This is a genomic window from Streptomyces sp. NPDC054813, from assembly GCF_053611365.1.
On record NZ_JBSHAF010000025.1, the window covers coordinates 42,039 to 56,210 of the forward strand.

Annotated in this window: 15 protein-coding genes; 14 read left to right on the forward strand and 1 reads right to left on the reverse strand. The window is 69.8% G+C overall.

What is annotated here, in order from left to right:
• Positions 1–168 precede the first annotated feature (168 nt).
• From ACWGJB_RS37945 to ACWGJB_RS38010, 14 genes are all read left to right on the forward strand, one after another.
• Complete coding sequence (locus ACWGJB_RS37945) at positions 169–729, forward strand: hypothetical protein (RefSeq protein WP_453384606.1); 561 nt, start codon at positions 169–171, stop codon at positions 727–729.
• Between the two features lie 13 nt (positions 730–742).
• A complete protein-coding gene (locus ACWGJB_RS37950) occupies positions 743–1,423 on the forward strand; it encodes an OmpA family protein (protein ID WP_453384607.1) in 681 nt (226 codons plus the stop codon).
• 338 nt (positions 1,424–1,761) lie between these two features.
• Positions 1,762–2,268 (forward strand): hypothetical protein, encoded by a 507-nt coding sequence (locus tag ACWGJB_RS37955; RefSeq protein WP_453384608.1) that lies wholly within the window; start codon positions 1,762–1,764, stop codon positions 2,266–2,268.
• A complete protein-coding gene (locus ACWGJB_RS37960; RefSeq protein ID WP_453384609.1) occupies positions 2,226–3,113 on the forward strand; it encodes an ATP/GTP-binding protein in 888 nt (295 codons plus the stop codon). The genes ACWGJB_RS37955 and ACWGJB_RS37960 overlap by 43 nt, the downstream gene beginning before the upstream one ends.
• Positions 3,114–3,132: 19 nt before the next feature.
• Positions 3,133–3,831 (forward strand): SAF domain-containing protein, encoded by a 699-nt coding sequence (locus ACWGJB_RS37965; RefSeq protein WP_453384610.1) that lies wholly within the window; start codon positions 3,133–3,135, stop codon positions 3,829–3,831.
• Positions 3,831–4,658: a hypothetical protein gene (locus tag ACWGJB_RS37970; protein ID WP_453384611.1), complete on the forward strand. Its 828-nt coding sequence runs from the start codon at positions 3,831–3,833 to the stop codon at positions 4,656–4,658. The genes ACWGJB_RS37965 and ACWGJB_RS37970 overlap by 1 nt, the downstream gene beginning before the upstream one ends.
• The gene (locus tag ACWGJB_RS37975; protein WP_453384612.1) at positions 4,648–6,135 is read left to right on the forward strand and encodes a CpaF family protein; all 1,488 of its coding nucleotides are present in this window, start codon (positions 4,648–4,650) and stop codon (positions 6,133–6,135) included. The genes ACWGJB_RS37970 and ACWGJB_RS37975 overlap by 11 nt, the downstream gene beginning before the upstream one ends.
• Positions 6,132–7,085 carry a type II secretion system F family protein gene (locus ACWGJB_RS37980; protein ID WP_453384613.1) on the forward strand — a complete coding sequence of 318 codons (954 nt, stop codon included), beginning with the start codon at positions 6,132–6,134 and terminating at the stop codon, positions 7,083–7,085. Before ACWGJB_RS37975 ends, ACWGJB_RS37980 begins: the two co-directional genes overlap by 4 nt.
• Positions 7,082–7,966: a type II secretion system F family protein gene (locus ACWGJB_RS37985; protein WP_453384614.1), complete on the forward strand. Its 885-nt coding sequence runs from the start codon at positions 7,082–7,084 to the stop codon at positions 7,964–7,966. The genes ACWGJB_RS37980 and ACWGJB_RS37985 overlap by 4 nt, the downstream gene beginning before the upstream one ends.
• 183 nt (positions 7,967–8,149) lie before the next feature.
• Complete coding sequence (locus ACWGJB_RS37990; protein WP_308286723.1) at positions 8,150–8,329, forward strand: hypothetical protein; 180 nt, start codon at positions 8,150–8,152, stop codon at positions 8,327–8,329.
• Entirely contained in the window at positions 8,329–8,754 is a 426-nt protein-coding gene (locus ACWGJB_RS37995; RefSeq protein ID WP_453384615.1) for a TadE/TadG family type IV pilus assembly protein, read from the forward strand. The genes ACWGJB_RS37990 and ACWGJB_RS37995 overlap by 1 nt, the downstream gene beginning before the upstream one ends.
• The gene (locus tag ACWGJB_RS38000) at positions 8,733–9,212 is read left to right on the forward strand and encodes a TadE/TadG family type IV pilus assembly protein (RefSeq protein ID WP_453384616.1); all 480 of its coding nucleotides are present in this window, start codon (positions 8,733–8,735) and stop codon (positions 9,210–9,212) included. The genes ACWGJB_RS37995 and ACWGJB_RS38000 overlap by 22 nt, the downstream gene beginning before the upstream one ends.
• Positions 9,212–9,664 carry a TadE/TadG family type IV pilus assembly protein gene (locus ACWGJB_RS38005; protein ID WP_453384617.1) on the forward strand — a complete coding sequence of 151 codons (453 nt, stop codon included), beginning with the start codon at positions 9,212–9,214 and terminating at the stop codon, positions 9,662–9,664. Before ACWGJB_RS38000 ends, ACWGJB_RS38005 begins: the two co-directional genes overlap by 1 nt.
• Positions 9,664–13,125 (forward strand): LysM peptidoglycan-binding domain-containing protein, encoded by a 3,462-nt coding sequence (locus ACWGJB_RS38010; RefSeq protein WP_453384618.1) that lies wholly within the window; start codon positions 9,664–9,666, stop codon positions 13,123–13,125. The genes ACWGJB_RS38005 and ACWGJB_RS38010 overlap by 1 nt, the downstream gene beginning before the upstream one ends.
• Before the next feature lie 27 nt (positions 13,126–13,152).
• Here ACWGJB_RS38010 and ACWGJB_RS38015 read toward each other — a convergent pair whose 3' ends face one another.
• A complete protein-coding gene (locus ACWGJB_RS38015) occupies positions 13,153–13,593 on the reverse strand; it encodes a hypothetical protein (RefSeq protein WP_453384619.1) in 441 nt (146 codons plus the stop codon).
• Positions 13,594–14,172 lie beyond the last annotated feature (579 nt).

Below are 14,172 nucleotides of genomic sequence, written 5' to 3' on the forward strand. Positions count from 1 at the left end.
CGGCCGGTACGTGACGCTCGACGGCGACGTGATCACTGTGTGGCCGCCCCCAAGCCCGCAAGGCCGGTAAGCACACCCCTGCTCGCAAACCCGGCAGGCCGGCCCCCACCGGACCACGACCACGCAACCTCCTTGATTCCAGGCCGTTCAGCGAAAGGACACAGCCCTATGACCAGTCGGAACACCACAGCGTTCGGCAGACGCCTCACTGCGCTGGCGATCGCCGTCGGCCTTGGCCTGGGCGTCTCCACCTGCTCGGGCGGCGCCCGGGACCAGGACCGTACGGCGGCGAAAGCGGGCGGCGGCCCCGCCCCGCACGAGCAGCTGCAGACGGACGAGCCTCTCGCCGAGCTGCAGGGCCAGGGCGGCCTGTCCCTCACGATCACGTCGGCCAACCGGGACCCGGCCGGCTACGTCACCGTGCGCGGCGATCTGAAGAACGACGCATCCACCGTGGCCGTGGTCCCCGCGGAACTGCGCGGCGACGAGCTGAAGGTGCTCAGGACAGGCCCGTCACTGGGCGGAGCGACCCTCGTCGACTTCGCCCACAAGAAGCGCTACTACGTGCTGCGCGACACCGAGGGACGCCCCCTCACCACAACCGGCCTGTCCACGCTGAAGGCCGGCGAAAGGGCCCACGTCTTCATGCAGTTCCCCACTCCCCCGTCGAACACGGTCGGCTTCCAACTGCCGCTGTTCGACACCGCCAACATCAAGTTCGACGAGTGAGGTGAGCGCCCGCATGGTCACCACCAGGTCGCGGATCACCACTCCGCTCCTCGCCCTCACCGTCGCGGCGAGCATCCTGGCAGGAGGGTCGGCCGGGAGGGCTGCCGCTACTCCCCTACCGAGCGCGGCCCCCTCGGGTGCGCACGCGCCGCTCACCCTCGACTCGGGCAGCCCCGGCCTTGCGCTCCGCGCCGGTGCCACGCTCGCACCTCCCAAGATCCTCGGCCTCGGTTCGCAGCCCGCCGGCATTGGTGAGGTTGTCCAGGACCAGGAAGGAGCCGAACGCCGCGAGGACACAGGAACGCAGGTGACGTTCGGCCTGCAGGCTGAAGTGCTCTTCACCAAGGACAGTGCGCGGCTGGGCAGTTCGGCACGGTCCCGTATCGCCTCCGTCGCCCGGGAGATCGAGCCGCAGCCGGGAACGGAGGTCCGGGTGTACGGCTTCACAGACGACCTCGGTTCCTCTTCCCACGGCGACGCCCTCTCCCAGCAGCGGGCCGTTGCCGTCCAGAGGGTGCTGGCGCAGGAACTGCGCGGCACGGCGGTCACCTTCGACACGCACGGGTTCGGCGAGCGGCATCCGGTGGCCTCCAATGCCACCGAGGCCGGCCGCCAGCAGAACCGGAGGGCCGAGATTTCGTTCTCCCGCTCAGCGGGCAGGCAAGGTTCGTTCGACGATCCGAACGCTGCCTGAGGTATGCGGGTGCGACGAGCGAAGACACAGAACTATAAATCGACATCCGGTTCCGAAAGTGACCGGTTACGTCCCGAGTTGTACGAGTGAACTCAAATATCAAGCTGGGAAGTTGACTGGCATATGCGTAACCTTGCGATCACGCAAATGCATTACCGCAGCTGGACCAGGCCGCGGTTCTGGGCCGCCGGATGTCGGAGGCCGGGGGCAGCGGTCGACCGCACCGCGTCGCACGGGGAGACAACGTGACAGCTACACAACGACGCTCATCTGGGCTCAATATCGCCGCTGTTCGCACCCGGAAGCACGCAACCGCCCTGCTTCTCGCAGGGAGTCTGGTGGCGCTGGCCGGTTGTAGCGACAGCGGATCGGACTCGTCGTCCAAGCCCAGCTCTACCCCGACGGCTGTCTCGCCGTCCCCCAGCTCGACCGTCGACGCCAACGACGCCGCCGTCCTGGCGGCGTACAACAGCTCCTGGGACGCACAGACGAAGGCCTACGGCAAGGCCTCCTCGGCGGGCACCGACCTGAAGAAGAACACCACCTTGAGGGCCCTGTTCGACATCGAGCACGACCTCGAGGTCATGCACAAGGCCGGACAGGTGACCACGGGCAAGCCGGTGATCAGTCCGAAGGTCGTGAAGGTGACCGGCGGCAAGATCCCCACGGCCACAGTGACGGACTGCATCGACACGACGCACTGGACGCTGATCGACAAGTCCTCGAAGAAGCCGGTCCCGCTGCCCACGACGCGGCTCATCAAATACGTCAGCACCGCAACGCTTGAAAAGTGGGGGACGAAGTGGATGGTCACGAAGTTGACCGCTCAAGAGCAATCCTGCTGATACGGCGCCTCGCCGCACTCACCGGCGCCCTCGCCCTGGCCTCGGCGGGCGTCGCGCACGCCGGCGACGATCCCGACGTCGGTGCCGGTAAGTGCCAGGTCATCAAGTTCTGCGTCGACGTCGGCGTCGGTGACGAAACCGGCGGCAGCGGCGGGCAGGCAGGCGGCTCGCAAGGCGGCAGCGACAGCGGCGACAGCAAGGTCGAGTGCAAGTACCAGAAGGTCGATCCGAAGCCTCCGGCCGCGTGGCCGGGCTGGAAGGGCGCCGACCCCAAGAAGAACGACGTGTACTTCTACGGGTGCACGGACGGCGGCCAGAACAACCCGGACGGCTTCGTCGTCGTGCCGCTGGGGCAGCCCCCGGCGCCGCAGGTGGACCCCCGGGTGTTGGCGCAGCGTGCGGTCGACTCCATGACGCTGCTAGGCCCGGACATCGCCAGCCCGCGCGCGGCCGGGAAGTACACCGTGGGCGTCCCGATGTGGATGTGGGTCAACCAGAGCGCAACGACCTTCGGACCGAACACCGCGACAGCCACGGCGGGTGGGGTCACCGTCACCGCGACCGCGAAGGTGTCGAAGATCGTGTGGTCGATGGGCGACGGCGCCTCCGTGACCTGCAACGGCCCCGGTACGCCCTACACGTCGTCCGAGGGCATGGCCCAGTCCCCGGACTGCGGACACGTGTACGCCAAGACCTCGGCCGGTGCCCAGAACAGCAAGTTCCCGGTGACCGCGACCGCAACGTGGACGATCAACTGGCAGGGCGGCGGACAAGCCGGCCAGCTCACCGAGGTCCGGCAGACCAACGTGCAGGTGGCGGTCGGCGAAGTCCAGGTCGTCAGGTAGCCGCCGGAAGGACAGAACGGTGAGCAAGACCCAAGTAGACACAGCCCCGAACGGTGTCCCGCAGCAGGGACGAGTGGCCGGGCCCGTGGCCCCGCCCCGGGTGTCGGCTCGCCGGCGACGGCCAGGCGTCATCGCCTTGTCGCTGGCGCTGATCGCAGCCGGTGGTGCCGGAGTTGCCGTCCTGCTTCTGCAGGTCGGCAACCGCACGGACGTGGTGACCGTGGTCCGCGACGTTCAGGTCGGCCAGGTCCTCACTGAGGACGACCTGGGCAAGGCCTCCGTCGCCCTGGACCCGGCCCTCAAGGCGGTACGCGCCGACAACCTGAAGTCGGTGGTGGGCAAGCGGGCCGCCGTGGAGCTCAAGCCCGGCTCCCTGCTCTCCCCTTCGCAGGTGACGAAGGACAACCTGGTGAAGGCTGGTGAGCAGCTGGTGCCGATCGGTCTGGAGCCCAAGCAGATCCCGGCGACCGCGCTGGTGCCGGGCCAGAAGGTGGAGCTGGTGCACGTCCCGGCTCAGGGAACGACGGACAGCGGCAAGCCGTCCGACGCCGCGCCGCGGACCATCGACGGCCGGGTCGTGAAGGCCTCCGCCGCCGCCCCCGGTACCGGGATCGTGGTCGTCGACGTGGCCACCTCTGCCACCGACGGCCCAACGGCCGCCGCGTGGGAGGCGGCCGGCACCCTGCGCCTGGTCCTCGCTGCTCCGGACGGTAACTGATGGCTGTCATCGCGCTCGCCGGGTGCAGCGGCGCTCCCGGCGTGACCACGAGCGCCCTGGCCCTGCTGCTGTCATGGCCGCTGGAGGCGGGCCGGCGGATGATCCTGGCCGAGTGCGACCCGGACGGCGGAGCCGTGCTGCACGGCCTGCTGCAAGGCACGCTCGGCGACCGGTACGGGCTGCGCAACCTTTCGGTCGCCGCCCGCAAGGGGGAGTTCAGCGAGGCCTTCTGGCGGCAGCTGATCGACCTGAGCAGTGAGGACGGCAAGCAGGAGTCACCGCGCGACCGGCTGCTGTTGCCCGGCATCACCGATCCCTCGCAGTCGGCGAGCCTGGGCCAGGTCTGGAAGGTCCTCGCGCAGATGTTCCGCGGCATCGAGGCCGAGAGCGGCCACGACGTCCTCATCGACCTGGGCCGGCGCGGGGCGTACGGGCCCTCCGGGGTGCTGGCCGAGCAGGCCGACGCCACGTTCGTGGTCGTCCGCAACACCCTGCGCTGCCTGCAAGCAGCAGAGGGCCGGGTGCGCGCACTGGAGGAGCGCGTCGGCGACGTCAGCGTGCTGATGATCAACGAGGGTCCGTATCCCGCGGGCGAGGTGCAGCGCGTACTGCAGGTGCCGGTTATCGCCACGCTGCCGTATGCGCCGAAGGACGCCCGCGTGCTGTCCGACGGTGCCGAACAGCCGCGCCACTTCCCCAAGTCGCCGCTGATGAAGGCCGCCCGCACGGGCAGCACGCTGCTGGTGCAGCGGGCTGCCATGCGCCGAGCCCGGCTCGATCCACGCGGTGCCCGTGCTGCAGGCGGGGAGGTGACCAATGCGCGCTAGGCCGTTGCACCACGACCCCTCGGTGGCACCGGTGCCCCAGGAGTGGGGGCAGCAGACCAACGGAGTGCCGGCTGTTGCCGGTGCTGCCTCCAGTTCGCAGGTTCTCGGTACGGCGGTTCCGCAGATCACCGTCGACTACCGGGTGGCCCGGGACATCGCGTCCCAGGTCGCCAAGCAGCGCGAGGAACTGATCAAGACGAAGCCCGACATGGACCGGGCCAGTGAGGAGCAGCGCTGCCTGAACTGGATTGCTGAGGCGGTCGCGCTGTGGTCGGACGCCCAGGCGATGACGCCGCAAGAGGATGAGGCGCTGCGGCGCGCCGTGTATGACCTCCTTTTTCGGGCCGGCCGGCTCCAGCCGTACCTGGACGATGACCGGGTCGAGGACATCATCATCCAGGGCCCGCACGAGGTGTGGCTCGACTACGGCGACGGCGAACGCCGCCGGGTCGGGCCGATCGCGGACTCGGAAGAGGAACTGCTGGAGCTGCTGCGGGAGTTGGCCCGGGGCTCCGGGCACAGCGAGCGCACCATCTCGACCGCGAACCCCACCCTCGCGCTGTCCCTGCAGGACGGCTCCCGCCTCCAGGCCATCACGGGGCTCGGGCCGATGACCTATGCGGTCATCCGGCGGCACCGGGTCTCCCACGCGAATCTCGACGACCTGGTGCGGCTGGGCACCATCGACCCGATCCTGCGCGAGTTCCTCGGCGCCGCCGTGCGCGCCGAGAAGAACATCATGATCGCGGGGAAGCAGAAGGCCGGGAAAACGACCTTGATGCGGGCGATGCTCAAGGAGTTCGACCCGGAGTGCCGGTTCGCGACCATCCAGACCGAGGACGAACTGTTCGCCCACCAAAACGGCTACCACAAGCAGGTCGTGTCCCTGGTGGGCCGCGAGTCCAACGGGGAGAAGGACGTCACCGGCCGCGGTGCCGGTGAGGTCACGCTGCTGGACCTGATGCATCCGGCGCTGCGGATGTCGCTGGAGCGGATCGTGGTCGGCGAGGTCCGCGGTCCGGAAGTCGTCGCCATGATGCAGGCGCTGACGAACGGCTCCGGCGGCAACCTGTGCACCATCCACGCGCGTCGCCCGGACATCATCTTCGACCGGATCGCCGAGTTGTACGCGCTCGCTCAGGAGAACCTCTCTGAGCAGCTGGCCTACCGGCAGACGGCCAACGGTCTGGATTTCGTCGTGTACGTCGACATGACGGACGAGACGCAGATCGGCGGCCGCCGCCACCGCTACGTCTCCCATGTGCTGGAGCTGACCGGGATCGGCGAGAACGGCCGGCCCGCCACCAATGAGGTCTTCTCCCCCGGCCGCGAGTGGGGGGAGCTGCGGGCGGTGCCGAGGATGGATCCGGGCTGCATCGATGACCTGCGCCGCGTCGGCTTCGACTCGGGCCTGCTGCAGGAGTCGTATGGGGCATGGGCGGCGCCGCTGCCGCTGAAGGTGGGGGCGGGCCGATGATCCTTCTGTGGGCGCTGCTGTCCGGGATGGCTGTGGTCGGCGGGCTGATCGGTGTCGTGGCGGGTGTCGTGGGCACGACTGCGCCGCGCCGGGCCCCGCTGCTCAAGCGCTGGCAGGCAGGCTTGCGCGGTGGGAAGAACCAGAGCGCGGACGCACGGATGCGTCGGCGGACTCTCATGGTCGCGGCCGTCGTGGTCTTCGTGGCCGTGTGGCTGGTCTCGGGGAACTTCGTCGGGGGTGTGCTGCTGGGTGCGGCCGTCCTCGGCGTGCCCTGGCTGATCAGCCCGGCGCAGATGGCACAGGACCGCATCGGTCAACTGGAGGCGCTGAGCGAGTGGACGCAGCGGCTGGCCGGCCTGCTGCGGCTGGGCATGGGCCTGGAACAGGCGATGATCACCAGCCGTCAGGGGGCGCCGGACGAACTCGCACCCCAGATCATCAACCTGTCCGACCGGCTGCGCCTGGGGTGGCGGCCGGACGGAGCGCTCCGCGCGTTCGCCGAGGAACTCGACGATGTCACCGCGGACAAGGTGGTCGCCGCGCTCATCCTGTCGGTCAACGACCGCGGCCCGGGCCTGGCTCAGGCCCTGGAGGATCTGTCGGGCACCGTCCGCGAAGAGGTCGCCAAGAAGCGCGCCATCGAGGCGGACCGCGCCAAGCCCAGGACGACCGTGCGGTGGATGACCATCATCACCGTGGGCGTCGTGGTGGCCGGGTTCTTCGTGCCGTCCTACACGAAGCCGTACTCCACGCTGCTGGGACAGCTCGTGCTGGCCTTCCTGACGGCCGGGTTCATCGGCGTACTCGCCCTGATGCGGCAGCTGGGCAATTTCCGGCGCGTCCCGCGCTTCCTGGTCACCGACCCAGCCAGCACCGTCCGGCTGCCCGCGCCCGCCCCGGAGCCGGACCCGCCGATCACCGCACGGGAACCGGAAGGGGCCGCCTCGTGAACCTGCTCCCCGTTGTTGTGACCGGCGGCACCGTCGGTGCCGGCGTCGCCTTGCTGATCCGGGAACTCCTGCAGCCCCAGCCCGCGTTGGGGCCGGCCCTACAGCGCAGTGCCCCGGCCTCCTTGACGATGCCCGAGCCGGAGCTGGACCGCGAGGAGGTGTGGGGCCGGTGGCTGCTGGCCCGTCTCGAGCGGCTCCCGGGCGTCCGGGTCCCCACCGTGAACCTGGCCCTGCTGGGGCAGGGGCCGGGCCAGTTCATGCTCAAGAAGACCGCGTTCGCCGCGCTGGGGCTGCTCTGCCCGGTGATCGCGACGATTCCGTGGATCATCGCGGGCGTGGGCCTGCCGTTCTACGTGCCCGCCGTCGTCGGACTCATCATCGCCGGCCTGCTGTTCATCACGCCCGATCTCGCCGTGCGCGACCAGGCCAAGCGGGCACGGGAGGAGTTCGCGCACGCCCTGTCCGCCTACCTCGACCTGGTCGCCCTCAAGCGGGCCGCCGACGCCGGCCCCGCCGAGGCCCTCGAAAAGGCCGCCGAGGTCGGCGAGGGCTGGCCCTTCCTCTATCTCCAAGGCGCGCTGCGCCGGGCCCGGCTGGAGAAGATCCCGCCGTATCAAGCGCTCACGGAACTCGCCCACGAATACGACCTGCCTGTCCTGGACGACGTCGCCGACATCATGCGCGGCTCAGCTACCGACGGCGCCGCCGTCTACAAGGCCCTTCGGGCCCGTACCGCGGCGCTCAACGCCGAGTTGCTGGCCGATCAGGCCGCCGAAGCGAACACAGCCAGCGAGAAGATGACCGCGCCCGGAGCCCTGCTCGCCGTCCTGGTCATGCTCTTGATGGCCTTCCCCGCGGTGATCCGCATGCTGACCGTCTGAGACCAACCACGACTCGTACAACGCTCCAGAGAGGTAAAGAACATGAGGTACACCGCAGCCCGCACGCGCCGTGCTGTGACCCGGCTGACCACCCACCCGCACGCCGGCCCGGACAAGGCTTCCCGCCGGCCCGACCACGGCAGCCGCGGATCCCGCGTCATCGGACGCGCCAACCGTGCAGCGATCCGGCTGTCCACGCGTCTGCAGGAAGGTCTGGAGGAGGCCACCCGCCGTCCGGACCGCGGCGACATCTCCACCACCACCGTCATCATCTGGGTCGCCGCCGTCACCGGCGCCGTCCTGATCGCGGGCACCATCGCCGTCGTGATCGCCAAGTACAACGGCAAGCTCAACGGACTGTGATGTCTGGTACCGAGCGGCTGAAGGACTGGTGGCAAGGGCGAAGATGGCGCGACGACCGCGGTGACACCGCCATCCAGATGGCGATCATCTTTCCGTTCGTGCTGCTCGCCACGGTTGCCGTGATCCAGGCCTCCATGTGGTACTACGCGAGGCAGATCGCCCTGACCGCTGCCCGCGAGGGCCTCACCGCGGCCCGCGCCTACCAGTCGAGCCCCGCCGACGGTGCGGCCCAGGCACGAAACGTGCTGGGCCGCACCGCGGGTGACAGCCTGAGCGGCTACAGCGTCTCGGCCAGCAGCAACGGGCAGCGGGTGCAGGTTCAGGTGTCCGGCACCGCCATGTCGATGATCCCGGGCGTTTCGGGCCTTCAGGTCACCCAGTCCGCGTCCGGCCCGGTGGAGAGATGGACCGTCCCGGGAGGGTGAACCACGTGCGAAACACGGCCCGGTGGGCTCGCAGGCTCCGAAGCGACGAGGGCAGCGCGGCGATTGAGGCTGCCATCGTCCTCCCTGCGCTGATCATGTTCATCTGTATGGCCATCGCCGGCGGACGCATCGTCACCTCCGGCTCGAAGATCGACGCGGCAGCCGAGGACGCGGCACGGGAGGCCTCCATTCACCGCACTGCGGGGTCCGCGCAGAGCGCCGCGCAGGCGGCGGCCGCGCAGTCCCTGAACGACCAGGGCATCAAGTGCTCGTCCACCAGCGTCAACATCAACACAGGCGGTCTCAGCGTGCCGGTGGGGCAGGTAGGGACGGTCACCGCGACCGTGACCTGCACGGTCAACCTCTCCGATCTACTGCTCCCGGGCGTGCCAGGAGCCAAGACGCTCACGTCGACCGCCACCTCGGTAGTGGATCAGTACCGGCAGCGGGGGGACTGATGATCTTCCGCCAGAGAGGCCTGCGCCGAACGCTACGGGATGACCGGGGAGGCGTCACCGTGTTCGTCGCCGTGTGCGTCATCGCGCTGATCGGGATCATCGGCGTCGCCGTCGACGGCGGCAGCAAGATGCGGGCCACGGAACGCGCCGACTACGTCGCCGGCGAAGCCGCGCGGGCCGGCGGACAGGCCATCGACCCAGCCGAGGCCATCAACGGGACCGCGATCACCGTGAATCCGCAGGACGCACAGGCCGCAGCCCAGGCGTACTTGCGCTCCGCCGGCGCCACCGGCACGGTCAGCGTGTCCGGCGACGGCAAGACCCTCACCGTCGTCGTCACCGGCACGTACGACACGAAGTTCTTGTCGGTGGTTGGAATCGGCTCTCTGTCGGTGACCGGCCATGGCAAGGCCACCCTCCTGCATGGCGTCACCGCTCCCGAAGGAAACTGATGAGCACCACCCCCTCCCCCGCCGCAGCGGCCTGGCGCACCCTGGGCCGGTTCCTCAAAGCAGTCCTGAGTCTGGTGGTCCTGGCCGCCGCTGTCGCCGGGCTGCCGCTGCTGCTGGCCTGGGTCACCCCGGTCATCTGGGCTTCCACCCACGACGACCTCACGCACCTGCTGGACCGGCAGGACACGGGTGCGGCGTTCCTGCTGCTGCTCGTCGCGGTGGGGTGGATCGGGTGGGCCCAGTTCGCTTTCTGCGCCGTGCGCGAGCTGATCGCGCAGGTGCAGGGCCGGACCTGGCACGCCCCGCGGGGGATGGGTGCCTCCCAGCGTGCCGCGGCTCTCCTCATCGGCAGCATCCTGGTGCTGCTGCCGACGAGTTCGGCTCTGGCTTCCGACGCCCAGGCTGCCCCGGCCACCACGGCGGCCCCCTTCTCGGGCCAGTCCCAGGCCCGGCAGGCCGCCGAGCCCGAGCAGGCCTCCAGGTCCTCGGCGAGCACCGCGGCGTCCAGCACGTCGTACACGGTGCGCGAGACACGGCCGGCGGAGAGCCTGTGGGGCATCGCTGAACGGGAGTTGGGCGATGGTGAGAGGTGGCGGGAGATCGCTGCTCTCAACGAGGGCCACACCATGGTCGACGGTACGACTTTCCGTGCGAACAGCTTTCTGCAGCCCGGTTGGCAGTTGGAGATGCCCGACACGTCAACGGGAGTGGGCGGCCTTCGTACGCAGTTGGGTGAGGCTGCGCCGGCTGCCGGCGAGAAGGGCGAGCATGTCGTCACGGTCCACTCGGGCGACTACCTGTCGAAGATCGCGGAACGGGAGTTCGGCGACGGCGACGAATGGCCGGAGCTGTTCAAGGCCAGCCGTGGCCGGGAGCAGCCGCACGGTCTGCCCGCGATCACCGACCCGAACGTCATCTATGCGGGGCAGCAGGTCACCGTGCCCGGCGCCCAGCCCGGCCAGCCGTCCCAGGACCGTGACCAGGGTGATGAGGCGAGCAGCCAGGAGACCACTCCCCCGACCAGCCAGAAGCCGGGCGCGGGCACCGAGCAGCCGCCCGCGCCGAGCCAGACCACCGCGCCCGCACCCCAGTCGTCGGCCCCCAGCGCACCGGCCAGCCGCCCTGCCGAGCAGCCCGGACAGGATCAGGCATCGCAGTCGGCAACGGCCTCTGCGACCCCGCAGCCCAGCGTCAGCGAGTCATCCTCTGCCGCCTCCCCTTCGGCGTCGGCTGAAGGGTCCGGCTCCGCTGCTGCCTCCTCCCCCGCCGCCACGGCGTCCGAGACCCCGGCGACGGCTCCGGCCAGCAGCCCGTTGAACCTTCGTACCGTTCTCGGTGCCGGCGCGCTGCTGGCGGCCGCCATCACCGGTGCTCTTGCCCTGCGCCGTACGCTGCAGCGCCGCCGCCGTAAGCCCGGCGAGACGATCGCCATCGCGTCGGAGACGTCCACGGCCGAGGCCCAGTTGGCGGCGGCCGCCGAGCCGGGCGGCGCTGCCCGCCTGGACGTGGCACTGCGAACGCTGGCCCACCAGGCGGCCCAGGAGGAGGACGCGGTCCTGCCGCCGCTGCGGGCTGCCCGGATCGGCACCCGCACGGTGGAGGTATTGCCCGAGGATCTCACCGCGGACCCTGCGGCGCCCTTCGTGGCCGGGCAGGGCGGATCGTGGGCCCTGCCCTCCGATGCCGTCGTCCTGGACGAGGACGCCGCCCGCGAGGTGCCGGCACCGTATCCGGGGCTGGTCACGATCGGCAGTACCGAGGCGGGCGATCTGCTGCTGCTCAACCTCGCCGGGCTGCCCGCGCTGCTGCTGGACGGCAACCCCGTCCACATCACCGAGGTGTGCACCTCGCTCGCGCTGGAACTCGGAATGAGCCCGTGGGCCAGCGAAGTCGAGGTCGTCACCGTGGGGTTCGGCGAGGACCTGCCGCAGCTGCTGCCCACGGCGCGGATCGCCCACATGCGGCAGGCCGCGCACGCCCTGCGCGATCTGAGCGAGCGGCTGCTGGAGGCGCACCAGATGCCCGAAACCGAGCATCAGCCGTATCTGCTGCTGTGCGCGTCGTCTCTGGACGCGGACACGGCCTGGCAGTTTGCCGATGTCATCGACAAGGCGGGCACGGTTCCCGTCACTCTGATCGCCCCCGCGAGTACGGCGGCCGCACACTTCCCCGAGGCAGAAATCCTCAACGCCTCCCTCCATGAACCGCAGAACCTCGATTGCGCCGGCGTCGACATCACGGTGCAGCGCCTGGAACATGCCGCTTACCTGCAGATCACCACGGCACTGAAGGTGTCCGGGCAGGCGTCCCATCCGGCCGAGGGGCCCTGGCAAGACGTCCCGGACGAGCCCGCCCACATGGAGCAGCCCGAGCAGACCGCGCCCAAGGAGCCGGTGGCGGCCGCGGCCGCCACCGTCCCGAGCGTGTCGCTGGCGGCGGCATCCGACGCTGGCAGCGGAGTGTTCCCGGCGCTGTTGGCCGCTAGCGCAGATCCGTCCGGACTGCGGCTCCTGCCCACCGCCACGCCCGCAACTGCGGCAGGCGACGATCCCGGCCCGGGCACCGAGGCAGTGCCTTCGCCCTCGGCTTCTGTTCCCCCGGCCGCGGCGGAGACGACCGTCGGCGACGAGGTCCCGGAGGCCGACGCCGCTGAGGCCTCGCTCGAGGAACACGAAGCGCCGGAGGCGGAGGAACGCGAGGCGCATGACCTGCACGCGCCGGAGATCAGGGTGTTGGGCCCGGTTGAGGTGACCGGCGTGGACAGCACCGGCCACGGTCCGCGGATGGCGCAGCTCGCAGCATTGCTCTTCTTCCGGCCCGGCCGGAGTGCAGACGTGCTGTGCTCCGACATGGATCCCGTCAGCCCCTGGTCCTCGAGCACCCTCAACGCCCGCTTGCAGGGCCTGCGTCGCTCACTGGGCAACGACCCCGCCGGCAACCCCTACGTGCCGCGCCGCAGTTCCGGCGAGGATCCGTACCAGCTCGCCCCCGGGGTGCGCTGCGACTGGAGCCGCTTCCTGCAGCTCGTCGAACGCGCTCTCCCGTTGGGTCCCTCCGGCCTGACCGATCTGGAGAAGGCGCTCACGTTGGTGCGCGGCCGGCCGTTCGGGGGCAAGGCCCTGCCCTGGGCTGAGCCCTACCAGCAGGAAATGGTCACGCGCATCATCGACGTGGCACACACGGTGGCCACCTACCGCACGTCTGCGGGCCCGCACCACGACCTCAGCGCGGCCCGCCAGGCCGTCGCGACCGGTCTCGACGTAGACGACACCGCTGAGCTCCTTTATCGAGACTGGCTCAGGATCGAGTATGCGGCCGGGAACCGGCAGGGGCTGCACATGGCCATCTCCCGCGTCCAGCAGGTCAACCGGGCGCTCGACTGTTCGCTCGAGATGGAGACTACGCAACTCATCAACGAGCTCCTCAACGGCTCGGGCACGCCCGTACGCAAGGCCCTCTAGCCGGCGGTTCCGCAGATGCGCAGCGCGTCACTGCGCGCTGGAGGCGACGTCGCGGGCTGCGTACGCCAGGAGTTCCTTGATGGCTGCCTCGTTGGAGGCCGGAGGGCGTTCACGCCACTCGGACAGCGTGTCGCGGACGGTCTGCGCAACGGCCTTGGCGTGCTGCGCAAGGTCGTTGTCGAGTGCCGCCATGTCCCCGCTTGTGGTTCGGCCCGTGATGACGATGGGGCCGGCCAGCGGGTACAGAGGCATGCCGCGCCAGGCACTCGCCAGGGCCCATGCGGCCAGGTTCTGGGGAAATCCGAGCTTCAGCCCGTTGCCGTGAATGTGCAGAACGGCCCGCCGGTGGTAGACCCCTTGGTCGACGGCGTCGGATCCGACGTGTTCCTGGATCGCGATGTGCGCGTCGGTAGCGGGCAGGTTGAGGTCCGTGACCGTGGCGTCCGGGTCGATGCGCAGTGCGTACATGGGTCCTCCTCGTCGGTTCACGGGCGGGGCTGCGCAATGCGCAAGGGTGCGGTGCGCACGGCTGCGCAATGATCGCGATGTCTGCGCAATGCAGTGCTGACCTGGTGTTTCTTCTGATTGCGCAGCCTGCTGGGCATAGCGGGAAGACTGGGTGCCCAGCCGGTGCGCGGTGTCGGACTTACTGCTGCGCTTCGGCGTGGTGGCGGATGAGTGCCTGCCAGCGGCGTTCGAAGTCGGCGGCGTTCTCGGCGATGTAGTCGGCGGTGATGGGCTTGTTGTACTGCGCAGTGATCCCGTGGGCTGCGCACTCCTGCGCAACGGCGTCGAAGGTCGGCTTGTCACTGCGCACCCGGTGCTCAGCCCAGAGGCTGTAGACCCGGAACGGCAGCAGGTAGCGTCGCAAGGTGGAGGGGCTCACCGGTTTACCGCCACGGCCGTAGAGGCCTTTGCCGGCTAGGAACTCGGACAGCTGCTCGGCCTTCTCCGGTTCGGCGCCATTCTCGGCCTGGTACTCCATCCACGCCAGGTAGTAGCGGTCGACGGTGGTGAGGGCGACGGGCTCCCCCGCGACGGCATCCT